This window comes from Paenibacillus sp. FSL M7-1046 (genome assembly GCF_038007405.1).
In the GTDB taxonomy this organism is placed as follows: domain Bacteria; phylum Bacillota; class Bacilli; order Paenibacillales; family Paenibacillaceae; genus Paenibacillus_AQ.
In genome coordinates, this window is record NZ_JBBOXB010000001.1 from 5,171,596 (window position 1) to 5,196,811 (window position 25,216).

Sequence of the window (25,216 nt, forward strand, 5' to 3'; positions counted from 1 at the left end):
GAGACTAAGGGGGAAAATAGAATGAGCGAGCGCGCATCCAACCGGACATTCGATGTCCTTAATGTCCTGATTATTGTTGCTGTAATCCTGCTGTGCCTAATGCCTTTTATTCATATTGTAGCCATTTCTTTAAGCTCTAGCCGCCCGATTATGTCGGGGCTGGTGACCTTTTTCCCAAAGGAATTTAATGTTGAAGCGTATACCAAGGTCTTCTCTGATATGTCCATGATCCGCTCCCTGGGTTTCACGATCATCCTGACTATTCTGGCTACAGTGCTGTCTATGGCCATGACAATAGCTGTTGCGTACTCCTTGTCTAAAAAGGATCTGCGAGGACGAAAATGGTTCATGCTGATTATCGTAATTACTATGTTCTTCAGCGGGGGGATCATTCCGGATTATATCCTGGTGCGGAATCTCCATCTCCTCGATACGATTTGGGCGTTGGTACTGCCCGGATTAATCAGTCCCTTCTATATGATCATTCTGATCTCCTTCCTGAACAGCATTCCCAAAAGCTTGGAGGAGGCGGCAGAAATTGATGGTACTACTCACCTGGGCACCCTGTTCCGCATTATCCTTCCACTGTCGCTGCCGTCGCTTGCTACTCTTAGCCTGTTCTATGCCGTGGGCCGCTGGAACGGCTTCCAGGATGCTCTAATGTATATCAACAGACCTGATTTATATCCGCTGCAATTGAAGCTGTATCAGATGATACAGAACAATCAGGTAAGCGAGCTGATGCAGCAGGAGGGTCTCGGCATGGCCCAACTGATGCCTGAGAGCTTGAAGGCGGCCAGTGTTATTTTCTCCACCGTTCCGATTCTGATCGTATACCCGTTCCTGCAGCGCTTTTTTATCAGCGGCATGATGGTGGGTGCGGTCAAGGGCTAAGCTGAAAAGGAGGGGGATTAATGACCCGGACAATGATGGAGAGGTTTACGGATAGACAGCGCCACCTGCTGCTTCAGTCTATGACGCTGATGGATTCGCTCTATGACGAAGGGATGGGGCTGCTCAGAGATGAAGAACAGAATGACCGGCATAATACACGCAGCAGTGCCCACTATGCGCTTGGGCTGCTTCTCAGAAGCGGCACCGGCGATGTCCAGCGGGCCTGCAGCTTGCTGGACCGGGTGATGGATTTGCAGTTTAATTGCCCGGATGAGATCTATCACGGCACGTTCCGCGTTTCACCCCAGGCGGCTCTGCCTCCTGCAGGCAATTATGCGTGGAAGACATTCGCACCCGGCTTTGCCTTTTTCCTGAGTGAGACTACAGAGAAGATCGGAAAGCAGCTTAGCCTGAATCTTTCCCGGGAAGCGGGTCAGGCGCTGCCGGGACTGGATGATCGGGCGATTAGAAAGTGCCTGCAAGCCTCGGTGGATGACGTTATCCCTCCGGTGTGGAAGAGTTATGATCCCAATTGGCGGGAGTTTATTGCCAGCACTTTTGCAGTAATCCTGGATCAATTTGCAAATGTACTGCCTGGCGGACTGGTTCAGCGAATGGATGAATCTATGCGCATAGCGGTCTCGGCTTCAATCGACAGGCGTTTATCTGATGCAATACCAATGAATTCCAATATCGAGCTGATGCATATATTTATTGTTCATTACTATGGATACCGGTTGGAGAATACAGCATGGATAGCCCATGGAGACAGGGAAGCGGTGAAGTTCCTGGCTGCTTTTGAGGAGTTCGGGTCCTTTGCGGAATTCAATACAACTACCTATTACGGTGTGGATCTTACAGTGCTGGGAATGTGGAGAGTCTATGGACGTTCAATGACATTCAAGACAATAGGCCATACCCTTGAGCGGGGACTTTGGGAGAATATTGCGTTATTCTATAATCCGGTTCTGGAGAATCTGTCCGGTCCGTTCTCCCGTGCCTATGAAATGGAGATGACAGGTCACAGCTCTATCGGTGTCTTTCTGTACCTGGCACTGGGAGAAGGATATGAACATTTGGCCGGGGTCAACTGTGAGACGAGCCATGATCCGCTCATCGCATTGGTTGGTGCAGACATCCCTGCGGAGCTGATGTCGCAGTTTATGGCGCATGGGGGAGACCGCAGAGTGGAGAAGCAGTTCCGTGAGCTCTGCGAAAGAGACAAGCCTGACGAGAACAGCAATCTTTGTACTGCATCGGCATGGATTGAGCAGAACCGGATGATCGGCGCGATGTCGGGGAGCCGCAATACGAACGGGCAGATGCATCCGGCAACCATTCACTGGAAAACTCCGGACGGAGTCCCTTATTATTTGCGCTTAATCCGCAGGGAGAAGGGCAAAAGCTGGAACTCCCATTTGCGTGGGATGACCTTTGAAGCGGCAGTGGAAAAGGATCTGCTGGCGGTTGAGGTCCGGCTGGAAACGGAGCTTGAGATTGAGGTGGTATTTGAAATTAGCGGCTCCGGATTGTCCGCTGCCCAAATTACCCCTCAGCACTGGACATTCCCGGGTTTGTCCTGCAAGGTGGCTGCTGAAGCACCGAAGCCATTCGTGATACGGCATGAGCAGGAGAAGCTTCTGGAGATTGTTTATGTGTACCATCCGGCAGAAGGGAAACAGAGCATGAGCTTTACGCTTGGGATCGACCCAATTTTTTGATAGAGGAAGGCCTGTGCAGATAGACCTCAAGCAAATGGCGGGGTCTATCTTTTTTCTAAATGGATAAGAAAAGGGGGGCGAAGTGAATGGCAGCACAGGAATTGACCGGTTATCAGGCGGGAATTGATGTTGGCGGCACGAAGACTATGTTCTGCATTACGGGTGCAAACGGCGATATTCTCTTGCTGGAGCGCAGAAGCACAGCTGCCCATGGCTCGCCCGGGCTTTTTTTTGACTGGCTGTTTGTTGAACTGAAGCATCTGCTGCAAGGGATTTCGCTAACCCTGAAGCAGTTGGAAGGGATCGGTATTGGATTCCCGGGGGTGATTGGTGACACAGAAGGCCAGTTGAGCCAGGCTCCGGCTCTGCCCTGGCCGGTGGCGGATATCCGGCCGGTTATCCGCCGTTATTATGAAGGGCGGCTGTATCTGGACAACGATGTCAATCTGGCACTGCTTGGAGAATGCTGGAAAGGTGCCGCTGCGGGAAAAAAACATGTGCTGATGGTGACGGTCGGTACAGGCATCGGAAGTGCGATGCTGTTGAATGGCCGGCTCTATAAGGGAGCGAATAATGCAGCGGGCGAAGCCGGGTATATGGTCGTTGATGTCGGGCTTGCCCGCAGCAGGGGCTCCGCTTCAGGAGCTGACTTCGGGCCGCTCGAAGCTGTTGCGTCAGGCAGCGGCATCACGGCACTGGCCAGAGCCCGCTTTGCCGATCCTGCGGCCCTGCCTGCTTCGCGGATTCTGACGCTTGCCGGGGGCAAGCCCGAGGAGATAGAAACCCGGCATGTGTTGCAAGCAGCGGCGGAGGGGGATTACGCCGCGCTGGAGATCATGGACAAGCCTCTGGAGCATCTGGCGGCAGGGATTGCCAGCGCTGTGGTGCTGCTGAATCCGCAGCTTGTCGTACTTGGAGGCGGTGTTGCTGCTTCCGGTGATTATTATATGAATGAAATTCGCAACCGGGTAAATGCCTATCTGCCGTATCCGGTTGACCTGGAAGCGGCAAAGCTGGGCAACACGGCTGGTGCGGTTGGAGCGGTAGCAGCCGCTGCAAATATCTTGTGGTAAAGGAAGAATGCACCATGGAGAATACGGCGATAATACCATTGGAAGCCAGAACGGAACTGCTTAAGCTCCGCTTATTATATTTGTTGACCGGACTGGCTGGCGGTCTGTTTAATCCTTATTTGACCACCCTGTTTGTACACCAGGGTATCGGAGCCAATCTTGTCGGTGTGCTAATGTCGATTGGCACCCTTCTGTCTATCATCGTACAGCCGGTTTGGGGCCTTTTGGTTGACCGGTACCGCCAGACGAAGCTGGTGCTGCTGCTCAGTATATGCGTACCGGCTAGCCTGTCCTTTTTCTACGGATTCAAATATGTTGCGGTGATTATTATGGCCTATTTCCTATCCATTATCTTTCAGTCTACACAAAGCCCGGTCGCCGACTCCTATGCGGTTTCCGCAGCACAAAAAGGCCGTACTTCCTATGGGACGATCCGCAGCCTGGGCAGTCTGGGTACAGCGCTGGGCGGTTATGCCGGCGGGCTCTATCTGTCGAGATTCGGGATATCCCAGCTGTGGATGCCGTTTCTTGCTTTAAGTCTTGCGGGGGCGGCTACGGTTCTGACATTGTCACGCAGTACCGAAAGGAATGCTTCTGCGATTTCACTTACACAAGGGATCAGGGAGCTACTGGGGAACCGTCTGTTTCTGATGTTTCTGGTGGCCTGCTTTTTTGTGAACCAGACGCTTACCGCGTATAATTCATTTTTTGTCCTGGCCTTTCAGGATGCCGGAGGCAGCTATTCTCTGGTCGGCACTGCGCTATTACTCGCCTCGTTGACGAACATTCCTTCCATGCTGCTCGCGGCCAGAATTCTCAGGAGCATCGGCCATGAACGCACCCTGCTGCTGGCTGCGTTTTTCTACGCGCTGCGCTGGGGCATTCAGTGGCTGTTTCCTGTACCGGCGGTCATGGTTGGCATTCAAGTACTGCACGGTTTATCCTTCGGGCTGTTCTATGTTGCAGCTGTTGAATATGTGGCCCAGGCCTCCGGCAAAAAAATGCAGGCGACAGGTCAAAGTGTGTTCAATATGGTATTTTCAGGTCTTGGGGGAATCGTCGGGAATCTGTTGAACGGCTATTTGTTTTATTCCGGAGGCGCGCAGATGATGTATTTGGCTTGTACGGTTAGTGCACTTATCGGCGCAGGCATGTTATATTGGATAAACCGAAAATCGAAATTGTCATCTTGAGTTTTATGTCAGACATCAGGCGGCATTTCTCGGATTCCATTCAAGAGGGGCGGGGAGTACATATGAAGCGGAACTGGTCGAGCAGAATGATGTTCTCCTATTTCCCGATCTTTTTGCTGACCGTGTCGATCCTGATCTTTCTTTCCTTTCTGATTGTAGGTGAACTTTCACGCAGCGAAACCAATAAGGCCAACCGGATCTCTACTGGATATGTAGTGGACACCTTGCAGAATGCTTTAAGTGAGGTGGAGCTATCCGTGCTTCAGGAGATGGAGACCAACCACGGCTACAGCGATTTTCTGAGCGGGCTGAGCGACGAAGGTGACCGTACCCGCCTGTACAGTTCCGTGAAAGACATGAGGGGAGTACTTTACCGCAACCAACTGATCGATTCCATCTATATCTATCGTAAATGGGACGAAAAAGTGCTGACCCTGAACGGTCTGGTGGACAGGGATGTTTTTGCAGACCGTGATTATTTGAATCAGGCTCTGACGGGCAGCAATGAACGGAACTGGAGCGATGTCCGTCCCCTCCGGCTCTTCAACTCCGATCAAACGGTGCAGGTCATCAGTATGTCCAGGCAGCTGCCGCTGCCATTCGGGGCGGAAGGTATGATTGTTGTGAACCTGAGCATGTACCGGATCGAACGTATGATTGATGATATGACGGGCGGCCAGGTATCCTTCATGCGGGTGGTGGATGATCAGGGGGACTTAATCTATGCCGCTCACCGGGAGAATGATATTCCGGAGGGCAGTGTGCTTACCCGAATCCGTTCCGACAATGTAGGCTGGACCTTTGAGAGCGGAATCCGCGCAGGCGAGCTTTTCGCCTGGATGTCCGTTGTTTCTTACCTCTGGATTATCATCGGTGTTCTGACCGTTGTTCTGGGAACACTCTATATTCTGTATATCACCCGCAAAAACTACCGGCCGATCAAAGCAATGATGAACCGGATTCAAGCGCTGCAGTTCCGGGAGGAAAGTCTCGACAGCACTTCACGGAATGAGCTTGTGCTGATTGATCAGGCGCTGGAAACGCTGATTAATCAAACGATGGACTATCAAAAGCAGCATGATGAGAACCTGCTGGTGCAGCGGCGTCAGCTTTTTTTGGATTTAATCGAAGGCGAACGCGTCGCTTTCCTGGAGGACAAGCTGGAGCGGTTTAAACCCTTCGCCGTAGGGGCCGTGCAATTCGCCTATATTGCCGCTGAAATTAATCAATACGATGATTTTCGCCAGAAATATCCGGCTAAGGAGCAGAATATGCTCAAACTGACGCTCATGAATCTGTTCCAGGAGCTTGCGGGCGATGAAGGCTTGCAGGGTTGGGCAGAATGGGTGAGCGGCAACCGGATCGGGCTGATGATCGGCTGCAGCGAGGATTTGAGTGCGGACAAAAACATGCTTAGAATACTGGCAGAAAGATGTCTGAGATGGGTGAGTGATAACTTGGGGCTGTCGCTGACGTTCGCTGTGGGACCGGTTGTAGATGGATTGGATGCTATTTCAAAATCCTGCACGGTGGCGGAGACAGCCCTGCAGCATAAGTTGTCACTCGGCAGAGATATGGTCGTGCTGAGTGACAGCCTTCCGGACCGGTCGACGCTGCAATCGTACAAGTATTTGCAGATGCTGGGCGAAATCGTGCGGGAATTCCGGATTGCAGATGAGAACTGGCGGCGGCGGGTGGATGAGCTGTTTGTCTGGTTCAGCAAGGATCAGGTCAAGGATGAAGATATCCATATGCTGCTGCACACGCTGATTCAAATGCTGGACCGTGAGCTGGGTCAACTGTCGGACAGCCTACGCAGAATTTTCGGAGAACCCAGCCTGCAGGGATATTATAGTGAAATTGAGGCGCAGACCACTCTGACGCAGGTTCAAACCGTAATGCTGAAGTGGCTCGCTGAAATTTACCGGATTTATGTATCAGTGAATGAATCCAAAAGCTACCGGGCGATGATCAGCGAAATGAAGATATATATTGAGGAGAATTTTGAGAATCCCGATTTATCTCTTAAGCATCTGAGCGACCGGTTTCAAATCTCGGGCAAATATGCCAGTCACCTGTTCAAGGAAGAATTTAATATGAAATTCGTAGACTTCCTGACGCAGCTCCGGATGCAGCGGGCGGAATATTTGCTCGCGACAACAAGTGATAATTTACAGGATATTGCCCAAAAGCTCGGCTATACCAGTTCCATTACCTTTGGACGGGTGTTCAAACGGGTTGTCGGTGTCACACCAGGCGATTACCGCAAACATCGAATGAAGCCGGGAGCGCAGGAGAGCAACAACTAGATAGATTGAACTTGGGAAATTTTTAAAAAGGGTTTGAGTTTTAGCAAAAGAGGGGTTCCAAGCCAGGAATGGCTGGAGACCCTCTTTTGCATGGACTTAATATTTTCCCGGGGAAAATGAACTCTTAGGCTTGCTCTTCAGCTGGTTATGATTACTTATATGAGGCAAGTAATCGAAACTTCCCAAATAACGGAAGCGTATGTATATATAAAGCTATGTTTAATTGGAGGATAACTGCTATGCCAAATGAGGCGAAAAGGTTCTTTAAGCTGTTTGCCAAGAATATTAAGGAGTCAACAGGTCCCGGTTATTATCAGGCCAATGGAATTTATGTCACATGTGTTCATTGCCAATATGATAAATTCGAGCATGGATACGCGCAGCTGAATACAGCTTTCTTAAGTTTTTTGAACCTTGATTTTGCCAACCGTTCCGCGAACACCTTAACTTGTCACCGTTGTGGTTATATTCATTGGTTTAACAAGGATATTAAAAGAATGAGGTGAAGGTATGGACCCGGTAGAGGTATATAAAGGCAGACGTCCTGCGGAGCTTATGATGACTATATCGCTATGTGTGTCGATGGGAATTGCGATCTTTTCAATGCTCTATTTATCGGAAGAAGGGAGCTTTTCACTTTATTTCGCGTATGTTTGGAGTATCTTCTGTCTTACCATCATAGGGGTTTTGCTGCAACGTGTTTTCACAGCCAGGCAGATTATGAATATTGAGCTGAAACCTGGTGCAATCATGTTAAAAGGTTTGACCATTGAAGCCGAGAAAACCAAAGCTGTGTATATTAAAGGGTATTTCAAGCCCGTAGTCGGAATTAAACCGAATGGAAATGTTTTTGTACCGTATAAGTCCTGTTTCTCCTTTGCGGAAAAAGAAGACCAGGGGATGAAAGCGCTGAAGGCATGGGCAGAACAGCATCAGATTGAAGTATTCCATAAAAGCTTTAAGAGATGGCTATAAACTTGACTACAAGGTACATAAGAGCTTACAAAGGCACTAACCCGCGTTAGTGCCTTTTTTGTATGCTGATTTTTAATAATGACATTAATCACAGTTAGTAGATAGGAATTATAGTAGTATTATTTCAATTAACTTACATGGATATGTAAGTGTATTTCAAGGGGGAGAGAGATGACGGAAATTTACAGGGTGGATTCTGTCTGGCAGCTAGCAGGCGTCTATGAAGTAAGAACTCGAACCTTTGTGAACGGCCAGGGAATTCCCAAAGAATTAGAGTTCGATGAAGTGTATGGGGAGAGTTACTGTTATCTCTTGCTGGAGGAGAACCAAACAGCGGTTGCCACAGCGCGCATTAATTTAACCTATGAAGAGTATGCCAAGATTGAAAGGGTAGGGGTTATTCCGGAATTTCAGAACAAGGGGTATGGCCGGATTCTCATAGAGGCTGCGGAGAACTGGATCAGAGAACTTGGCATTCACAAGATTGTGATTACAAGTCAACAACAAGCGGTAGGTTTCTATGAGAGCTTAGGCTATATCGCAAGGCCAGAAATCATCATAAAGTCCGCGATCCCCATTGTGTATACAGAAAAAGAAATCAGTTGAAGAGAGGAAGGACATTATGGCCCAAGAAAATACAATCCTCGATACACATATTGTGAACCACGAGGATGCCAATGAAATTACTAAGGATGGGGCCTTTAACCGCCAGAAAAACCGCTTTACTACTCCTTTTGGCGAGGGACCGGGCGAGCTGCCCGCTGAGGCAGGACGTTATCGCTTGCTGTGGGCAAGAATTTGCCCCTGGGCGCATCGCGCTGTAATTGTACGTGAATTGCTGGGCTTGCAGGAGGTCATTAGCCTGGGGACTGCGAGTCCTGTACGAACGGAGAACGGCTGGGAATTCTCATTGGATGAAGGCGGCGTTGATCCACTGCTGGGCATCCGTTACTTGCCTGAAATTTATGCGGAGACCGATCCGGAATACAGCGGCAGAGCAACGGTGCCTGCTGTAGTGGATGTAACTACGAGAAAGGTAGTCAATAATGATTACTTCAGATTAACCAATTACTTCGAAACTGCCTTTAAGCCATTTCATAAAGCGGGGGCGCCTGATCTATATCCGGAAGCATTAAGAACCGGCATTGATGCGCTGAATGACATTCTTTTTCATGAAGTGAACAACGGGGTGTACAAAGCCGGCTTTGCCAAATCCCAGCAGGCTTATGAACAAGCGTATGATGTCCTGTTCGCCAGACTGGATCAATTGGAAGAAAGACTTTCAACCCGGCGGTACTTGTTGGGAGATCAAATTACCGACGCAGATGTCCGGCTCTATGTGACACTGGCGCGGTTTGATGTGGCTTATTACTCTGTGTTCCGGACGAACCGCAACCGGATCGTTGACTTTCCGAACCTTTGGAATTATGCCAAGGATTTGTATCAGACACCGGGCTTCGGGGACACCACAGATTTTGAAGCTATAAAAAGAGGTTATCAGCTTGGAAATCATGCAGAAAATCCATATCAAATTCTGGGCAAAGGTCCTGATGTGTCGATTTGGAATGAATCCCATGACTGAAACAGATTTCAATAAGCGAAAGAGGAGGGAAACGTGGATGACAAGCAAGCTTGCGGAAATTGAACAAACAGGCGCCTTTAAACGGCAGGGCAACCAATTCACGACTCCGTTTGGCAGCGGTGAAGGGGAACTCCCTGTAGAAGCGGGCCGTTACCGGATATTGTGGGCTCCAGTCTGCCCTTGGGCGCACCGTTCCATTATTGTGAGGAAGCTGCTTGGACTTGAAAATGCCATAAGTGTTGGCACTGCGGACCCGCTGCGGCCAATCATAGATCGGGTGGACTGGGCATTTACACTGGATGAAGAGAATGTGGACCCGGTCTTGGGAATTCACTATATCAGTGAAGTGTATTTCAATAGTGATCCTGAATACACAGGCAGACCTACGGTTCCGGCTGTAGTCGATATTGCCTCCAAGAAGGTGGTCAATAACGACTACCATGAATTGACTTACTACTTGGAGACCGCCTGGAAACCACTTCATAAAGAGGGTGCACCGGATTTATTCCCGGAAGTGCTGCAGCCCGAGATCCGTGAGCTGAACGAACGTATTTTCCACGGCATCAATAATGGGGTATATAAAGCGGGGTTTGCCCGTTCTCAGGAAGCCTACGAGCAGGCATTTGACGGTGTATTTCAATTACTGGATGAGCTGGAGGTGCGGCTGGCGGCGCAGCGATATTTATTCGGCAATCAATTAACCGATGCAGATGTCCGCTTGTATGTAACGCTGGCCCGGTTTGATATTGCTTACAACACAGCTTTCAGAGTAAACCGCAATCGTCTGGTTGAGTTTCCGAACTTATGGGGATATGCCCGGGATTTATACCAAACTCCCGGCTTTGGTGACACTACTGATTTTGAAGCTATTAAAAAGCATTATCATTTATCCATCACCAATGACCCTAACCGCACATTCTCCAAAATCCTGCCCAAAGGACCAGATCTGGCCGGCTGGCATACGGAGCACGGGAGAGCCCAAAAGTTTGAGCTGCAAAACAATAAATAATAGATGGCGAGGGAAAGTAGATGACTCAAAAAACGAATGTACGCGTAAGACCGAAGGAAACGGAGCATGAAATCGACGACAAAGGATTTTTTGTCCGTCAGAAAAACCACTTCACTACCCCCTTTGGAGAGGGAGAAGGCAAGCTGCCTGTTGAAGCCGGACGTTACCGTCTGATCTGGGCGAAAGGCTGCCATTGGTCCAACCGTGCCTCAATCGTAAGAGAATTACTCGGTTTAGAAGACGTGATCAGCATTAATCTGGTGGGACACGGAAAACATGAAGTGAATCTCGGGTGGGAATTTGTCTACGATGACAATAATACCGACCCTGTATTAGGTGAGCAGTTCCTAAGTACCTTATACGCAAACGGTGATCCCGAATATAAAGGAAGACCTACGGTCCCCGCGGTAATTGACATTACAACCCAAAAAGTTGTGAATAACGATTACGTCTGGCTGACGAATTACTTGGAGAATGAATTTGCCCCCTTCCACAAAGAAGGTGCGCCGGATTTGTATCCTGCAGAATTAAGAACAGAAATTGATAAGTACAACGATTACTTGTTCGATAATGTCAACAACGGCGTGTATAAGGCCATGTTCGCGCAATCACTGGAAGCCTATAACGATGCTTTCAATCATCTGTATGCGGCGTTTGATGCTATCGAGGAGAGACTAGAGTCCAGACGATTTTTATTCGGGGACTATGTTACAGATTCAGATGTCCGCTTATTCGTAACCTTGGCCCGTTTTGATACCTATTATTTCAAGAACCTGGGTCCGATCCGGAACCGGATTGTCGATTTCAAGAATATATGGGGATATGCCCGTGATTTATATCAAATTCCGGCCTTTAAGAACAATACGTATTTGCGGGACTTGGCTAAATCGAATGGCAACAAGGAAACCATCTTTATTGATTATAATACACGGTTTTGGAATGAGATTGATTTTGACGGGCTGTGGTCAGAACCGCAGAACAGACAAGACAAAAGTGCTGACCCGCAGAATAAATTCAGAGCACAAAAATAAAGCACAATAATAAGGTTGAAATATAGGGGGAAATGAAGATGACAACATGGAGAAAATTAGGACTCGGTTTGGTGTCAATCGTATTATTGGCCGGAGTGGCCGGCTGCGGCAACGGAAAAGATAACTCTTCGGCGAATGCTGCAGATGCAAATGCTGCTAACAACGAAAAAACGACAATCAATATAGCTACAGGCGGTGCGCCGAAACCCTTCTCATATGTAAATGATGATAATGAGATTGACGGTTACGATATTCAGATCGTGAAAGCTATCTTCGAAGGCTTGCCCCAATACGAGATTAATATTGAGAAAACCGAATTCCCTTCGATCTTTGCCGGACTGGACTCGGACCGCTATCAGATTGGCGCCAACAATTTTGCCAGCAATGCGGAGCGAAAAGAAAAATACATTTATTCGGACCCGATCTTTAAAAATCAGTTTGTGATCGCCGTAGCAGAAGACCGGGACGATATTAAATCCTTTGCGGATCTGGAAGGCAAGAAGACCTCCGTAAGCCCAAGTGTGAATTATACCGTAGCTCTGGAGAAATACAACAAGGAACATGCGAAAACGCCGGTCGTTCTGAACTACACAGACACTGAGCTTGCCGTAACCCTGCAAAATGTGGAGAGCGGCGCAGATGATTTCAACTTAATTGATGCAGCGATGCTGCAGCTGTATATTAAGGAATTTGGCCTGAAGCTGAAAGCCATCCCGTTGTCCCAGGAAGATACGGACCGGATTGGCGTTCCTTACAGCTACCTGATACTCAGTAAAGGCAAGAACAGCGAACAATTGACGAAGGATGTAAACAGCCGCATCCAAGCTTTGATCAAGGACGGCACCATCTCCAAAATCAGCGAAAAATACTTAAATGGCGATTTTGCACCAGAACTTCAATAAAGGACGTACCCATGCCGAATATATTTGATATTGAGCTCGTATTTACGCTGATTCCGAAGCTGCTTAAATATTTGCCTGTGACGATTGAACTGACGCTTATATCCATGCTGGTAGGGCTTCTTCTGGGACTCCTGCTGGCCATTATCAAGATTAAAAGAATACCTGTACTGTATCAAATTAGTGTGGTGTTCATCTCGTTCATCCGCGGGACACCGATCCTCATTCAGTTATATTTATCGTACGCAGGAATTCCGCTGATTCTGAAATATTACAATTACTATCATGATACAAGCTACAATGTGAATTCGATTTCTTCTATATTTTATGTACTGCTTGCCTTATCGTTAAATGAAGCTGCGTACAACTCTGAGATTATCCGGGCGGCCTTATTGTCTGTGGATAAAGGACAGACTGAAGCCGCACAATCGCTAGGCATGACGTATGGCCAGGTGCTGAGACGGATCATTATTCCGGAGGCTTTTATCGTTGCCCTTCCCACGTTAGGCAATGCCCTGATTGGACTGATGAAAGGCACTTCTCTGGCGTTCGTCTGCTCGGTCGTTGAGATCACAGCCCAATCACGGATACTGGCCGGGAACAATCTCCGGTTCTTTGAATCCTATTGCTCGCTGGCTTTAATTTATTGGGCAATGACGATCCTGATTGAACAGGCGATTGCGCTGCTCGAGAAACGTCTGGACATCGACTACAAGAGCCTGCGGCGCAGAAAAGGAGATGTGATCCTTGATTGAGATTAACGGACTCACCAAATCATTTCATAAAAGTATCGTCCTCGATCACATTAACTTAACGATTGCCAAAGGAGACGTCGTTGCAGTAATCGGTTCTTCAGGTGCAGGGAAATCTACGTTGTTAAGATCCATTAATCTTCTGGAGGTACCGGATGAAGGTACAATTAAGATCGATGATCTCAAGGTGGATATGGCTAAGAAATCCAAAAAAGATGTGATTGAGCTTAGAAAAAGCACGGCAATGGTATTCCAGCAGTTTAATCTTTTCCGCCAAAAGACGGCGCTTGAAAATGTCATGGAAGGGTTAACAGTTGTGAAGAAGGTTCCCAAAGAGGAAGCACGGAAAATCGCCGAACAACATCTTGCCAAAGTTGGACTCTCTGACCGGGTGCATCATTATCCCAAGCAATTATCCGGCGGGCAGCAGCAGCGGGTAGCGATTGCCCGGGCGCTCGCGATGATGCCCAAAATCCTGCTGTTTGACGAGCCAACCTCCGCACTCGATCCGGAGCTGGTCGGCGAAGTGCTGGACACGATCAAAAAGGCGGCGGAAGAAGGCAACACGATGCTGCTGGTGTCACATGAGATGAACTTTGTACGCAAAGTAGCTACAAGAGTGCTGTTTCTTGATCAAGGTATCATCGTGGAGGACGGAACGTCGGAGGAAGTATTTTCACATCCGAAATCCGACAGAACCAAGCAGTTTCTCGCCAATTACTACCGTGATCAGGAACCGGAATTTGCGATTTAAGAAGAGGGATTTAAGATGACCTATACTTTTCAAAAAGATAGAGAAAATATCAATTGGACTCAGGTAACCGGGTTGTTGAATGGTTTTGGCTTAACGGATTTCACACCCGCGCAGACACAAACTGTCTTTGAGAACAGTGCTGTCAATGTATTTGTATTGGATGGCGGCAAGGTTATCGGCTGTGGCAGAGCGTTGTCTGACGGCATTTCGCAAGCGGCAGTGTATAACATTGCAGTGGATGAAGCCTATCATCATAGGGGCTTGGGCAAGCAAATCATTGCTGCGATTCTGGAAGAAACAGCAGGCTGCAACGTCGTGCTGTATACCCATCCCAATACGGTTTCCTGGTATGAGGAACAAGGGTTTCGAAGAATGAAGACGGGCATGGCGATGTATCATCCCTCCCATATTGAGCAACTGATCAAGATGGATTTTATTTGATAAATAGTTGCAGACAGAAGCTGTAAATATAGCCTGAAGTCGTCTTAGCATAGCGCTGGGACGATTTCAGGCTTATTATTTCTTCCTCCAGCAGGCCCTACCCGTGCAGCTCATCGTCCACTGAAGTAGTTCCGTGGCATAACTCCGGGAACGATCCCGCAATAACAATGGAATCCTCGTAGCCGAGGTTGCCGGAATGGGATACAAGAATCGGATATTCCAGAGCATTCCTTTCCATGCGCATATCCCAAATGTAATGATTGCCGCTACCGTCCATCGCAAAGGGCACCGCTCCCGGCATATACTGCGGGAACTCATAGGCCAGAAGCATGGGTCTTAATTCAGCCGCGCTAAAAAACTGAAAGTAGCGTTCCCCATTCACAAACTCCCCGCCATTGGAATAACACAGAAAGTCCAGATAACTTGCAGGCAGCACCTTGTGCGGGATGGACCATAAGCCGGGGTCAAACGGAGCGTACTGCGCATGCAGCGGATGGGCAACCGGGAAGGGATTGCGCTGCCGGCTGATGATTTCGCTGATTTCCGGCTCCGTCAGCGGCTTGTGCCAACTCTGCATAAATTGCTCCAGCTCTGCTTCCGTTAGGCCTGGCTCGTTCTGATAACTGATTCCGAATACGTTGTCCCATTCCATGAACGATTCCCCCTTGTCCGGTCTACCGGATGATGTCACAATACGTTAAGATTAATAGAGTAGTAGAGCCAATGCAAATTACTCTTCTAGAGCAGGAGAGAGAATTGGCCATAATTGTAGCTGGAGGTAACCTAAGTGGATGACTCAAACATCAAAGTACTCGTAATAGAAGATGATGCCGATATCAATCGCCTGCTGTGCCGCATGCTTACGGGCGAAGGACTTACTGCCGTCTCTGCATTTTCGGGAAGTGAAGCGTCGCTTCGGCTGTCGCTTGAAGCCTACCAGCTGGTGCTGATGGACTTGATGCTGCCGGGAATGCCTGGAGAAACGTTGATTCCGCAAATCCGGGAACAATCCACGGTTCCGATCATTGTCATTTCTGCAAAAAGTACACTGGAGGACAAGGTGGGGCTGCTTCGTTTAGGTGCGGATGATTATATTACCAAGCCCTTTGATCAGGAAGAAGTTATGGCTAGAGTGGAGGCACAGCTTCGACGTCTACAATACGTGCATGCGGTGAATCCTGGCGAAGAAATTATCCGTATACGTGAACTGATCATGGACAAGCAGCGGCGTGAAGTCACCTTGAGCAATGAATTACTGACTTTAACTAAATACGAATTCGAAATTCTGGCACTGCTTCTGTCCAAGCCTGATAAGATTTTCTCGAAAAGTGAGATCTACCGGAATATTTGGCAAGGGACGTATCTAGGAGACGACAACACCATTAATGTACATATCAGCAACCTGCGGGCCAAAATCGCCGCGTTTACCGAAGAGGAATATATCCGCACAGTTTGGGGTATCGGGTTCAAAATAGTGTAGCCTTAACTTCTTTAAGGTTTCTTAAGGTTTTGCTTAAAGCTTATTAAGGGTGACCTGGATACAATTGAATTATCAAATTGCAAGGGAGTCATAACGATGATGCATTGTATACTGGAGATTGAGGGGCTAAGTAAAACCTACAGGGAATCACACGCACTCCAGAATATCCACCTGAACATTGCGGCAGGTGATATTTGCGCAGTAATTGGTAAAAATGGCGCTGGTAAAACTACCTTATTCAAATGTATTACCGAACAGGTCTTTCCGACGGCTGGCAAAATCACTTTGTATGGAAAAAGCGAAGCTGCCGAGGTTAGGCAGGAACGCCGGAAAATAGGTGCGCTCATTGAAGAGCCCGCATTTTTTCCGGACTTTACGGCCAGGCAGAACCTGGAATATTACCGCCAGCAGCGGGGCATCGCAGGCAAAACCTCTATCGATCATGCCCTTAAGGAAGTGAAGCTTCTTACTACCGGCAAGAAGAAATTCAAGGCGTTTTCCCTCGGGATGAAGCAGCGGCTGGGACTGGCGCTTGCCCTGATGACCCATCCGACATTCCTGCTTCTCGATGAACCTACTAATGGTTTGGATCCGGAAGGGAAGGCGGAGATCCGTCAGCTTATTCAGACCTTGAGTAAGGAAAAAAAGGTGACGATCTTAATCTCAAGTCATGTGTTATCTGAATTACAGAGCGTGGCTACCCGGTATGTTTTTATGGATCAGGGACGGATTGTTGAGCAGCTGACGGCAGAGGAACTGCTGAACAAAACCAGAAAAACCGTCGAGCTGGTTGTGAATGACAGCGGTAAAGCCGCTCCGATTCTGGAAAAGCACTTCCCGGACATCCCTTACCGAATCCTGCCGGATCATCACATTCAGCTGTTCGGCGGTATGGACAAGACCGATCAAATTAACCGGGTACTCTATAGTCAGGGTATCGGTGTATTTTCGATAAATGTCACGGGAGGAGACCTGGAAGAATACTACCTGAGTCTGCTGGGAGGTGAACGTGATGCTTAATCTGATGAAAAGCGAGCAGTATCGTTTCGTCCGGACCCGAAACTATTATTTATCCGGCTTGCTCTATATCCTGCTAATGGTTGGCGCTGCTGTGACCTTATATGCCTTTCAGCAGTCGGAGCCTAATTTCCCTTACGGAAACGAACGATTCTACTACAGCAATGTGCTAGGTATGATGCCGGTTGTGTTCGTATTGCTCTTCATCTTTCCGCTGATCGTTATGGGCGACAATAAGAATGTGCTTAAGAATACGGTAGCCTATGGCTACAGCAGACAAACCATTTATACAGCCAAACTGCTGATTACGATGGCCGGGTTCGGCTTGTTCTCTCTTGTACTGGTAGGAGTGTCCTTGCTTCTGGCAACTACCCTGATGGTTCGCAATGTTGATCATGCACTCACGGAATATATGAGGATGCTGGTTAACATGCTGCCCCTCATGATTGCAGGAATCACAACCTACTACTGTCTTGCTGCCATCATGAAGAAAAATGCACAGCTGCTCATCGCCTACCTGCTCATCTATTTCCTGCCACATTATATTCTGGGTTACCTCCAAGGCAGATTTACATGGGCAGCGTGGCTGCATAGTCATGGACCAGCTTATTATTTGCTCAATGCCTATGAAGATATGGGCTATGCAGCCTGGGAACCGTGGGCAGTGGGGGCGGTCTATACGCTGGTCTTTTATACGCTAGGGCTATATCTGTTCAAGAAAGAAGAGTTCTGACTATAGGTCCAGGAGGGGATAAGGAACATGCATCTAGCTCTCGTCATAACGGCTGCCTTAACGGCTGCTTTGTTTCTTATTCCCTATATACTGCAGCGGCGGAGCATTATGCAAGTACGAAAACAGCTGGCAGAAGTAGACCATCCTCCCACGCAGCACCTGAACGTAAAGCTGCCTTTGCCGGGACGTGAGATGGAGCAGCTGGTGGTTGCCATTAACCGGCAGCTCGATCAGCGCAGGAAAGAACAAGTGACCCATCAATCGAGAGAGCTTGCAATCAAGCAGGAAATCGCCAACATTTCTCACGATTTGCGGACACCTCTTACTTCAATGCAAGGCTACGCCAATCTGCTGAAGGACCCGGCAATCCCAATAGCGGAGCGGCAGGAGTACCTGGACATTATTCTGCATAAAATGACGGTGATGAACAACATTGTGGAGTCGTTCTATGAATTGTCCAGTCTGGAGTCCGGGGACTATCCTATGGATATGCAGCCCCTCTATCTGTACAGCTTGTTGAGCGAAGTAATTCTCGCGTTCCATACGGACCTTGTGCAGAAGAACATTGAAGTTCAGCTGAACTTGGATGAAGCGGTGCGGACGATCTGGCTGGATGAGAAAGCCATGATCCGAATTTTCTCCAATGTGCTGCAGAACGTGCTTAGGTATGCCAAAAACCGGCTTGCGATTTCTTTATTTACAGAGGATCACAAAGTAATGATTATTTTCGCGAATGACACCGATCATATCCACGAACAGGATCTTCCCAAGCTGTTCGAGCGAACCTATACCAGTGATCACTCCAGAGCAAGCGGCCAATTGGGCCTCGGCTTATCCATCGTGAAACAACTGGTAGAGAAGCAGGGGGGGAGCCTTGGTGCCGCACTTGCGGATGGGGAGTTTCAATTGGTTCTTACGTTTGGAGAATGACAGAAAGGGAGCCGCACCCAGTACTTTAGCAGCTCAGGGGAGGACAAAATGAACAAACGGATTGCAATCCTATGGGTCACTATCATTTTCATGTTTGTTATAGCTGGTTGTAATTCCAACAAAAGTTCAGTCAGCCGGGAATGGAGTACATCCAATCCAACTGCGGAAGATGTTCTGTCTGACAATTCCAATGCGAATATCTTTATGTTCTCGGATATCATTTATAACTCTGGGATTCCATGGGTGGATGAATTAGAACTTCATAAAGATCAGTATGTAACGGAAATTATTGAACAGTCCGGAGATGGCAAGGAATTTAAGAATGGCACGGCCAATCAATTATCCATTGGGACAAAGATCTACAGCGTCAAGGAACGGAGCGATATATTCATCGCGGAAACTAAAGACGGAGATTTGAGATTTTATGGGTTAGTGGAAGGGTGAAGGGCAACATCAGGATGGGAACCTTGCTGCCCGATCCTTTGCATTCAATCGCGGACAAGTATCGCAATATCCGAACCCGGAATCCAAGCGATAAGCAAGGCAGCAGGCTGTCTTAAGCAAGAGTCTCTGATTGCTTTGAGCCGGGTCTTCAATGTACCGCAGCTTCACATCAAACGGATTACTGCGAAGCCCGAAGGCTTTGGGATCGATACCCTGCTTCAGGATATTATAATGATTACTGATTTGAAGCCTGCTTTCCACGGACGAAGCTCCGGCAAGTTCCTCTTCCATTCGAGAGTACAACGTATTGGTGATTTGCCCCCATAACTGCATGACGTTTATTTGAGCCACTGCGGACAAAATTTCGATTAGCGGTCTAACAAGATCGTTGTAAAAGGAATGGAGTACCTTCGTACTCCACGCTTCCCGGTCCACAGTCGAAATTTCAATACGCCTTATTTCGTTTATCTTAAATGAAAACAAAGGGTACTGGGTGTCTGCATCATACAATTGTACAGATATATTCCGTAATGACAATTCCAATATGACTTCTTCGCCGCAAAACAACATGTGCTGCATAGCAGCACACAGCTCACCAAGCCAGGTACAGAAAAAAACGGCAGTGGTTGAGCGTTCTTTTGACTTGATATAAGGACCGTACGTATCGAGCAGGCGTATCATATGTCCTGCTTGGAGTAAATCATATGCTGATATAGCAAGTAAGGTATTGCAAGGCTCATGCAGGGTCAGGAAATACTTTTCTTCCAATTGCTTAAAGTCCATCCGCTCCACCACCTGTCACCGTCACCTTACTCATTCCCTTTCTTCTCAAACGCATCAAGTACATCGTTAATTGCACTACTGTCTGCCAAAGGAGACATCCCCAGATTGAACCATTCTTTGCCATTCATCATGTATATCTGGTTTTTCTTCACGGCCGTCATATTTTTCCAGAGCGAGCTGTCCAGCATTTCTTTATACCTGTTCTGAACTTTTTCGTTGGACTCGTCATCAAGCTGCAGAATGATATGATCAGGATTATAATCGGGGATTTTCTCTAATGAAATCGAAATGCTCTTTTCATTTTGCGGGAATTCCTTAACGGGTGACAAGCCTAACACTTTATGGATGAAGCTGCCCCGATCGATATTTTCTCCATAAATAATCAGTTGATCTGCCATAATCATCATATACATTACAGTTTCGTTGCCAACAAGAGTATCTAGTTTAGCCTTGGCGTCGGCTTCTTGCTGGTGCAAATCTTCAATGACCTGCTCAGCTTGTTCCTTCTTGTCTAGAACCTCAGCAATATCGAGTAATTCCTCACGCCAATGATCCCGTTGTGGCAAAAGCACGGTTGGTGCAATTTTGGAAAGCTGCTCATAATCCTTTTCGGACCACCACACGGGTGCAATAATGAGGTCCGGTTTAGCAGACAATATGGCTTCAAAGTTAGGGGTTTCGGCAATCCCAGTTTTCAATGCATCTTTTAATCCTTCTTCTAAATAAGAAGGGAAATCCTGATGGTAATTCTGAACGGCAACCGGTGTCACACCAAGAGCATATAAGAACTCGGGATACACGACTGAAAGACCAATAACCCTTTTAGGTTCTGTAGGAATTCGGATGTCTCCGTTTGTACTTTTTACAACACGCTGCTTATTATCGGATGCACTTGCGCTTGTTTCAGCAGAGTCTTCGGATGTCGTGCCGAAATTATTTGAACCTGTGTTTTTGCCCGCACATGCCGTGCTCAGCATTATTAACAATAGGATAACTAGTCCCGTGATCATTATTTTATTTCTTTTCATTCGCCGATACTCCTCTTATAAACTAATTTGCCAATGACAACCTCGCAATAAGATTGATTATCATTATCACATAGATGGAGTATAAATGATTTTGTAGCTTCGGCATATTGACGATAACGACATTTTTTTATGCACGATTACGCCACAGCTTGAGGGCTTCGTCGAGGATAAGCTCATGTGTGAAAGCCGTATATTCTATCCAAGGATACGTGGGAAGGAAGTCGACATGCCCGTTCCTGACTGCTTTTAGCTCCCGCCAAGATGCTGAGCGCATAAGATCACGCCAACTTGATTGGGACAGCGGGTCTTCGTCCAGGATAAGCAATATCCGATCTGGGCAGAAATCCGTTAACTCATCTGGGGTCAGCTGCTGAATCGGATTCATACGATCGACACCGCGTGCGGGGACAAGATGCAGATCGTCGTAGAACACAGCGTCCAGGCTCCTACAGCCCAAAACATGGTAGCGGTCTCCAGTGATTCTAAGGATGAGAAGACTTTCTTCCCCGATCGTGTTCTTAATCTGTTCTCTTACAAAATGGGCTTTGCGCTCATAGTTACCAAGCCAGGTTTCTGCTATTGCTGTTTTGTCCAGAAATTGTGCAATCAAGCGCAAATGTCCACGCCAGTCGTTGTCAATCCAGGGTACGAAAAATGCGGGTGCGATTTGCCTGATCCTTGTCTGCTCCTCGGCAGATACGAAGCTGTCGATTCCGATAATAAAATCAGGCTTAGCGAGCTTAAGCTCGTCCCTTTTCAATGAATGATCCGTACTCAGCGGCAGAACAAGATCCGTTTGGTATTTTCGCTGATAATAGTTTGTCCAGGGATGATCGGATGGTGCAGCCCTAGGGGTGACTTGAAGCGGGAGCAATTGACCGATGCTAGACCCGTGATAAGCGGCAATTTTTTGCTTGCTGTTTCTCATAAATGCGGCTGGCGGGAGTCCTGATATCTGTTTGAATTTGCGCCGGAAATAAAGATCATCAGGGTATCCCACATGCCGTGCAATATCCTTGAGCCGGTATTCTCCTCCTGTCCTCATAAGCTGCTGCGCCTGCGTGATCCGGAAGGCTGCCAAATAGTCGATCGCACTGCAGCCGTATCTTTTCTTGAATAACCTCATGAAGTGGCGGGAGCTGACTCCCGCCACCTTGGCCAATTGCTCAATCGACAACTCCTCTTGATAATGCTGCTCTATGTAGGTTTTCACATATTCAAGTGCTGCATCCGAATCCTTTGCCTGTACAACATGAGCATCCTGCAAGATATGATACAGAAGCTCTTGAAAGAGAATGTGGCTGCGAAACCGTTCCAATTGATCTTCGCTTTGAAAGAAGTTACAAATGCTTTCGCACAATGCGTTAACAGAAACTGGAGAAGAGGCGGCAACCTCGCCTTTTACCGGGAACACACTGTCCCGCTTAACCATCTGCATAGGATCAACTGTTGATTTATCATCCTCAATGACATCGAACCGCAAATAATAGAATCCGCGTTCATCAAACGAGTGTGCCACGGCTTGAATCAATTGACCGGGTGTGCACACATACATGTTGCCCTCCCGCATTTCGATGAACTGTCCGTCAACGTTCAGCCACCCTTGACCGCTTGCCGCGATAAGAAGCTGGTGCGATTCGATGAACTGAAGCTTTATTTCCCATTCGTTCGGACTGCACTTGATATGAATAATCTCCCGAAGTTTACAGGATAAATTATCTAATGGAATATACGGTTTATTAACTATGTTCTTATTCTGATTAAGCAAGTAAAAATCACCACCTCTATGGCTAATTAAAGAACATTCTAGCTCACAATCATGATGACCGCAATTGGGATAGTAGAGTGCAAACAATAACCATTCAAGGTATAATAACAAATATTTACTTTTGAAAGTGTAGCAATTATTTCGGGGAGTACCCAAGGCTGGAGGAAGCAACAATGCGAAGGAAGACAGTAGCCATATGGAGTGGCGTCATTTTTTTAATCGTTATCGGTATAGGTGTGGGTTATAAAATGTATGACAACGATACTGCAAACTATGATATGTGGAGCAGCAGGTGGGGAATAACGATCCCTAAACCAGCTGAGCTAGTAGTTGTATTTGAAAGTGAACCGAGTTTTCATGGGGATGGAGAAGGATACTATGTTCTGAATTATAACGAAGAACAACTGGCAAAGGTTCAAGACCAGGCACTCTGGCAGCCAATAACTGAAGAATCAAGGCATTCCCTGGAAGAAGAAGTATTGCGGTTCACACAATCTATTATACCGGTGTCACAGAAAGAGATTGCTGAATACGGTAAACTTTATCAGAACTACCCGACGGAGTATAACGCAGGTGATTATTATTATTACAAAAAGAAAGAGGACGGCAGTTACTGCATCATCATCCTTAACGTGGATAAGCAACGGTTGTACTTGATGGAATGGATACAATAAGGCGCCAATTCATGGATAGCGGCCTGAATTAGTTTGGCACTTTCACTTCAATGAGCGGGCAAAAACCGGGATTCGCCTGACATAATTGTTCGGTAAACTCCGGCTGAAGCTTGGAGAGCGCTGTGAAATAACTTCCAATAATGTGATTGAGACCAACAGCACCATTCTGGAAAGACTGCGGATTTAGAGTCTGGACATGACTGTAATAGTACCTTTTTTCCCGCTTAGGCAGCTTGTAGATAGAGGGTGGAGTGTAGGTCACGACGTCAAAAGGATTGGCAATGCGGTAGCTGTTCGGAACATACCTTGTACATACTTTTGCAAAGGCTGGATCGCCTACACGAGGGGACCCATAAGTGAATAGATATGGTGAGCGGTAATCCGTATTGGCACTCAGATCGACTGCACACATTGTCGCAAGTGCTGCACCGAGGCTGTGGCCTGTAATGTATAATGTCTTGCCGGGTTCGATCTTGGACAGTGCTGAGAGAATTCCTTCACGGGCCGAAGAATAGATGTCTGTGAAGCCGCGATGGGTAAGGCAATCTTCCTTAATATATTTGAATTTTCTCTGTGAGGCGATGATGTCCGAGATCCAATTGGTTGTCGAGCTGGTTCCCCGAAAAGCAATAATTATCTCCTGTGGAGATTCCATAATAAACCCGAAGTTTTCCCATACATGGCCCAAGGATTTCGCCTTGATTACATGATTGACCGAATAATTCGCCGGCACGGCGAACGAACCATCCGTATTCGAAAATTGCGCATAGGTCTGTCCGCAGACAGCAGCCAGAAAAATCGCCCATTGCTCATAACCCTTATTGCTGCCCATCTGCATCCCGCCCTTCTTTCTTATTTAGGCTACCCGACAAACCTGGATAGTTCCCGGTTGAATTTTTCGCATTCGTCATAGAACAATCCGTGGCCGCTATTCTCGAATGGCACAAGCACAGAATTCTTTATCCCTTGATGCTGCACCACAGCCAAAGGGTAGTAACAAACTTGATCATGGATGCCATGAAGAATCAAAGTAGGGACCTGTATTTTTGGGAGATCCTGAAATAATACTTCGGCGAGCCAGGCGTTGGAGACGGCTATAGTGGACCAGCTCGCTGCCTGCAGTCCTAATTGGAAGAACCAGTCCGAGAACGGCTGCGATACTTTTTGATAGAAGAATTGTTCTCCGAAGTCATGCAGCATCTTGGGCCGATCCTGATAGGTCGCTTGAATGATCTGATCTATAGCTTCTTTTGTGGTGCCATAAGGAAAACCGGGCCGCTGAATCAGGCTGGGAGCAGCCGAGGCGAAAAGCGCAAGTTTGGACACCCCATACCCGTTGTGGCGGGCCATATAACGTATAGTTACAGCTCCTCCGGTGGAGTGTCCCGCGAGTGTAATGTCCCGAAGCCCTAAGGCCCCGATAACACACCGGATATCATCCGCTAACCGATTGTAGTCGTATCCGCTCAGAGGTTTATCCGAATTCCCGAATCCCCGCATATCCATTCCGATACAGCGATATCCCATGGGCACCAGACGATTGTACTGATATTCGAACATCTTGTGGTTCGCAGGCCAGCCATGGATGAACAATATCGTTTTCCTGCCTAGCGGGTTGATATCATTTACATATACATTCACCTGCGGTTCTACTCTAATCCAATGTTCCATTAGGCTTCCCTCATTCATCCGTTAATTTGTCTTTTCAAGACATATTATTCAGCTG

At 47.6% G+C, this 25,216-nt stretch carries 27 protein-coding genes; 21 read left to right on the forward strand and 6 right to left on the reverse strand.

Annotated features, from left to right (window positions below; all coding sequences use genetic code 11):
- The first annotated feature begins 21 nt into the window (after nt 1-21).
- The 15 genes from NYE29_RS22860 (at nt 22) to NYE29_RS22930 (ending at nt 14,633) form a co-directional block, all read left to right on the forward strand.
- On the forward strand, nt 22-894 hold the full coding sequence (locus tag NYE29_RS22860; RefSeq protein WP_038594020.1) for a carbohydrate ABC transporter permease: 873 nt from the start codon (nt 22-24) through the stop codon (nt 892-894).
- 20 nt (nt 895-914) lie between these two features.
- A complete protein-coding gene (locus NYE29_RS22865) occupies nt 915-2,615 on the forward strand; it encodes a hypothetical protein (RefSeq protein WP_340897624.1) in 1,701 nt (566 codons plus the stop codon).
- Nucleotides 2,616-2,701: 86 nt separating this feature from the next.
- Entirely contained in the window at nt 2,702-3,688 is a 987-nt protein-coding gene (locus NYE29_RS22870; RefSeq protein ID WP_340897625.1) for an ROK family protein, read from the forward strand.
- Nucleotides 3,689-3,726: 38 nt separating this feature from the next.
- Nucleotides 3,727-4,881, forward strand: coding sequence for an MFS transporter (locus NYE29_RS22875; RefSeq protein ID WP_340897627.1), 1,155 nt, complete (start codon nt 3,727-3,729; stop codon nt 4,879-4,881).
- A 5-nt stretch (nt 4,882-4,886) separates the two neighbouring features.
- On the forward strand, nt 4,887-7,190 hold the full coding sequence (locus tag NYE29_RS22880) for a helix-turn-helix domain-containing protein (RefSeq protein WP_340897629.1): 2,304 nt from the start codon (nt 4,887-4,889) through the stop codon (nt 7,188-7,190).
- 239 nt (nt 7,191-7,429) lie between these two features.
- Nucleotides 7,430-7,696: a zinc ribbon domain-containing protein gene (locus NYE29_RS22885; protein WP_052092171.1), complete on the forward strand. Its 267-nt coding sequence runs from the start codon at nt 7,430-7,432 to the stop codon at nt 7,694-7,696.
- Between the two features lie 76 nt (nt 7,697-7,772).
- A complete protein-coding gene (locus tag NYE29_RS22890) occupies nt 7,773-8,165 on the forward strand; it encodes a hypothetical protein (protein ID WP_340897630.1) in 393 nt (130 codons plus the stop codon).
- A 171-nt stretch (nt 8,166-8,336) separates the two neighbouring features.
- The gene (locus tag NYE29_RS22895) at nt 8,337-8,771 is read left to right on the forward strand and encodes a GNAT family N-acetyltransferase (protein ID WP_340897631.1); all 435 of its coding nucleotides are present in this window, start codon (nt 8,337-8,339) and stop codon (nt 8,769-8,771) included.
- 16 nt (nt 8,772-8,787) lie between these two features.
- The gene (locus tag NYE29_RS22900; RefSeq protein WP_340897633.1) at nt 8,788-9,747 is read left to right on the forward strand and encodes a glutathione S-transferase family protein; all 960 of its coding nucleotides are present in this window, start codon (nt 8,788-8,790) and stop codon (nt 9,745-9,747) included.
- 37 nt (nt 9,748-9,784) lie between these two features.
- Nucleotides 9,785-10,756 carry a glutathione S-transferase family protein gene (locus NYE29_RS22905; protein ID WP_340897635.1) on the forward strand — a complete coding sequence of 324 codons (972 nt, stop codon included), beginning with the start codon at nt 9,785-9,787 and terminating at the stop codon, nt 10,754-10,756.
- Between the two features lie 20 nt (nt 10,757-10,776).
- Nucleotides 10,777-11,787 (forward strand): glutathione S-transferase C-terminal domain-containing protein, encoded by a 1,011-nt coding sequence (locus tag NYE29_RS22910; protein ID WP_038593992.1) that lies wholly within the window; start codon nt 10,777-10,779, stop codon nt 11,785-11,787.
- A gap of 38 nt (nt 11,788-11,825) precedes the next feature.
- The gene (locus NYE29_RS22915) at nt 11,826-12,689 is read left to right on the forward strand and encodes a transporter substrate-binding domain-containing protein (RefSeq protein ID WP_340897637.1); all 864 of its coding nucleotides are present in this window, start codon (nt 11,826-11,828) and stop codon (nt 12,687-12,689) included.
- Nucleotides 12,690-12,700: 11 nt separating this feature from the next.
- Nucleotides 12,701-13,441: an amino acid ABC transporter permease gene (locus tag NYE29_RS22920; RefSeq protein ID WP_340897638.1), complete on the forward strand. Its 741-nt coding sequence runs from the start codon at nt 12,701-12,703 to the stop codon at nt 13,439-13,441.
- Complete coding sequence (locus NYE29_RS22925) at nt 13,434-14,192, forward strand: amino acid ABC transporter ATP-binding protein (protein ID WP_340897639.1); 759 nt, start codon at nt 13,434-13,436, stop codon at nt 14,190-14,192. The genes NYE29_RS22920 and NYE29_RS22925 overlap by 8 nt, the downstream gene beginning before the upstream one ends.
- A gap of 15 nt (nt 14,193-14,207) precedes the next feature.
- Nucleotides 14,208-14,633 carry a GNAT family N-acetyltransferase gene (locus tag NYE29_RS22930; RefSeq protein WP_340897641.1) on the forward strand — a complete coding sequence of 142 codons (426 nt, stop codon included), beginning with the start codon at nt 14,208-14,210 and terminating at the stop codon, nt 14,631-14,633.
- A 97-nt stretch (nt 14,634-14,730) separates the two neighbouring features.
- On the opposite strand, the gene NYE29_RS22935 is transcribed toward NYE29_RS22930, so the two are convergent.
- Nucleotides 14,731-15,285, reverse strand: coding sequence for an SMI1/KNR4 family protein (locus NYE29_RS22935; RefSeq protein ID WP_340897643.1), 555 nt, complete (start codon nt 15,283-15,285; stop codon nt 14,731-14,733).
- Nucleotides 15,286-15,420: 135 nt separating this feature from the next.
- Here NYE29_RS22935 and NYE29_RS22940 point away from each other — a divergent pair, with 135 nt between their 5' ends.
- From NYE29_RS22940 to NYE29_RS22960, 5 genes are all read left to right on the forward strand, one after another.
- Entirely contained in the window at nt 15,421-16,113 is a 693-nt protein-coding gene (locus NYE29_RS22940; protein WP_340897645.1) for a response regulator transcription factor, read from the forward strand.
- 96 nt (nt 16,114-16,209) lie between these two features.
- Entirely contained in the window at nt 16,210-17,133 is a 924-nt protein-coding gene (locus NYE29_RS22945; protein WP_340897646.1) for an ABC transporter ATP-binding protein, read from the forward strand.
- Entirely contained in the window at nt 17,126-17,863 is a 738-nt protein-coding gene (locus tag NYE29_RS22950; protein ID WP_340897647.1) for a hypothetical protein, read from the forward strand. Before NYE29_RS22945 ends, NYE29_RS22950 begins: the two co-directional genes overlap by 8 nt.
- Before the next feature lie 27 nt (nt 17,864-17,890).
- Nucleotides 17,891-18,793, forward strand: coding sequence for a sensor histidine kinase (locus NYE29_RS22955; RefSeq protein ID WP_340897648.1), 903 nt, complete (start codon nt 17,891-17,893; stop codon nt 18,791-18,793).
- A 48-nt stretch (nt 18,794-18,841) separates the two neighbouring features.
- Complete coding sequence (locus tag NYE29_RS22960) at nt 18,842-19,237, forward strand: hypothetical protein (protein ID WP_038593968.1); 396 nt, start codon at nt 18,842-18,844, stop codon at nt 19,235-19,237.
- A gap of 9 nt (nt 19,238-19,246) precedes the next feature.
- Here NYE29_RS22960 and NYE29_RS22965 read toward each other — a convergent pair whose 3' ends face one another.
- The 3 genes from NYE29_RS22965 to NYE29_RS22975 form a co-directional block, all read right to left on the reverse strand.
- Nucleotides 19,247-20,020: a (2Fe-2S)-binding protein gene (locus tag NYE29_RS22965; protein WP_340897651.1), complete on the reverse strand. Its 774-nt coding sequence runs from the start codon at nt 20,018-20,020 to the stop codon at nt 19,247-19,249.
- Between the two features lie 26 nt (nt 20,021-20,046).
- Nucleotides 20,047-21,048 carry an ABC transporter substrate-binding protein gene (locus NYE29_RS22970; RefSeq protein ID WP_340897652.1) on the reverse strand — a complete coding sequence of 334 codons (1,002 nt, stop codon included), beginning with the start codon at nt 21,046-21,048 and terminating at the stop codon, nt 20,047-20,049.
- 127 nt (nt 21,049-21,175) lie between these two features.
- Nucleotides 21,176-22,816, reverse strand: a complete 1,641-nt coding sequence (locus NYE29_RS22975; protein WP_340897654.1) for an AraC family transcriptional regulator — start codon at nt 22,814-22,816, stop codon at nt 21,176-21,178.
- A 173-nt stretch (nt 22,817-22,989) separates the two neighbouring features.
- On the opposite strand from NYE29_RS22975, the gene NYE29_RS22980 reads away from it, so the two are divergent.
- Nucleotides 22,990-23,490 (forward strand): hypothetical protein, encoded by a 501-nt coding sequence (locus NYE29_RS22980; RefSeq protein ID WP_340897655.1) that lies wholly within the window; start codon nt 22,990-22,992, stop codon nt 23,488-23,490.
- Nucleotides 23,491-23,518: 28 nt separating this feature from the next.
- On the opposite strand, the gene NYE29_RS22985 is transcribed toward NYE29_RS22980, so the two are convergent.
- Both NYE29_RS22985 and NYE29_RS22990 read right to left on the reverse strand, forming a co-directional pair.
- Entirely contained in the window at nt 23,519-24,322 is an 804-nt protein-coding gene (locus NYE29_RS22985) for a lipase family protein (RefSeq protein ID WP_038600141.1), read from the reverse strand.
- Nucleotides 24,323-24,351: 29 nt separating this feature from the next.
- Entirely contained in the window at nt 24,352-25,161 is an 810-nt protein-coding gene (locus NYE29_RS22990) for an alpha/beta fold hydrolase (RefSeq protein WP_340897656.1), read from the reverse strand.
- Nucleotides 25,162-25,216 lie beyond the last annotated feature (55 nt).

Bases quoted from the DNA above. Each gene is read 5' to 3' on its own strand.
- NYE29_RS22860 (WP_038594020.1), top strand. From the start codon at position 22: ATGAGCGAGCGCGCATCCAACCGGACATTCGATGTCCTTAATGTCCTG.
- NYE29_RS22865 (WP_340897624.1), top strand. From the start codon at position 915: ATGACCCGGACAATGATGGAGAGGTTTACGGATAGACAGCGCCACCTG.
- NYE29_RS22870 (WP_340897625.1), top strand. From the start codon at position 2,702: ATGGCAGCACAGGAATTGACCGGTTATCAGGCGGGAATTGATGTTGGC.
- NYE29_RS22880 (WP_340897629.1), top strand. From the start codon at position 4,887: ATGTCAGACATCAGGCGGCATTTCTCGGATTCCATTCAAGAGGGGCGG.
- NYE29_RS22885 (WP_052092171.1), top strand. From the start codon at position 7,430: ATGCCAAATGAGGCGAAAAGGTTCTTTAAGCTGTTTGCCAAGAATATT.
- NYE29_RS22890 (WP_340897630.1), top strand. From the start codon at position 7,773: ATGGGAATTGCGATCTTTTCAATGCTCTATTTATCGGAAGAAGGGAGC.
- NYE29_RS22895 (WP_340897631.1), top strand. From the start codon at position 8,337: ATGACGGAAATTTACAGGGTGGATTCTGTCTGGCAGCTAGCAGGCGTC.
- NYE29_RS22900 (WP_340897633.1), top strand. From the start codon at position 8,788: ATGGCCCAAGAAAATACAATCCTCGATACACATATTGTGAACCACGAG.
- NYE29_RS22905 (WP_340897635.1), top strand. From the start codon at position 9,785: ATGACAAGCAAGCTTGCGGAAATTGAACAAACAGGCGCCTTTAAACGG.
- NYE29_RS22910 (WP_038593992.1), top strand. From the start codon at position 10,777: ATGACTCAAAAAACGAATGTACGCGTAAGACCGAAGGAAACGGAGCAT.
- NYE29_RS22915 (WP_340897637.1), top strand. From the start codon at position 11,826: ATGACAACATGGAGAAAATTAGGACTCGGTTTGGTGTCAATCGTATTA.
- NYE29_RS22920 (WP_340897638.1), top strand. From the start codon at position 12,701: ATGCCGAATATATTTGATATTGAGCTCGTATTTACGCTGATTCCGAAG.
- NYE29_RS22930 (WP_340897641.1), top strand. From the start codon at position 14,208: ATGACCTATACTTTTCAAAAAGATAGAGAAAATATCAATTGGACTCAG.
- NYE29_RS22935 (WP_340897643.1), bottom strand. From the start codon at position 15,285: ATGGAATGGGACAACGTATTCGGAATCAGTTATCAGAACGAGCCAGGC.
- NYE29_RS22945 (WP_340897646.1), top strand. From the start codon at position 16,210: ATGATGCATTGTATACTGGAGATTGAGGGGCTAAGTAAAACCTACAGG.
- NYE29_RS22950 (WP_340897647.1), top strand. From the start codon at position 17,126: ATGCTTAATCTGATGAAAAGCGAGCAGTATCGTTTCGTCCGGACCCGA.
- NYE29_RS22955 (WP_340897648.1), top strand. From the start codon at position 17,891: ATGCATCTAGCTCTCGTCATAACGGCTGCCTTAACGGCTGCTTTGTTT.
- NYE29_RS22960 (WP_038593968.1), top strand. From the start codon at position 18,842: ATGAACAAACGGATTGCAATCCTATGGGTCACTATCATTTTCATGTTT.
- NYE29_RS22965 (WP_340897651.1), bottom strand. From the start codon at position 20,020: ATGGACTTTAAGCAATTGGAAGAAAAGTATTTCCTGACCCTGCATGAG.
- NYE29_RS22970 (WP_340897652.1), bottom strand. From the start codon at position 21,048: ATGAAAAGAAATAAAATAATGATCACGGGACTAGTTATCCTATTGTTA.
- NYE29_RS22980 (WP_340897655.1), top strand. From the start codon at position 22,990: ATGCGAAGGAAGACAGTAGCCATATGGAGTGGCGTCATTTTTTTAATC.
- NYE29_RS22985 (WP_038600141.1), bottom strand. From the start codon at position 24,322: ATGGGCAGCAATAAGGGTTATGAGCAATGGGCGATTTTTCTGGCTGCT.
- NYE29_RS22990 (WP_340897656.1), bottom strand. From the start codon at position 25,161: ATGGAACATTGGATTAGAGTAGAACCGCAGGTGAATGTATATGTAAAT.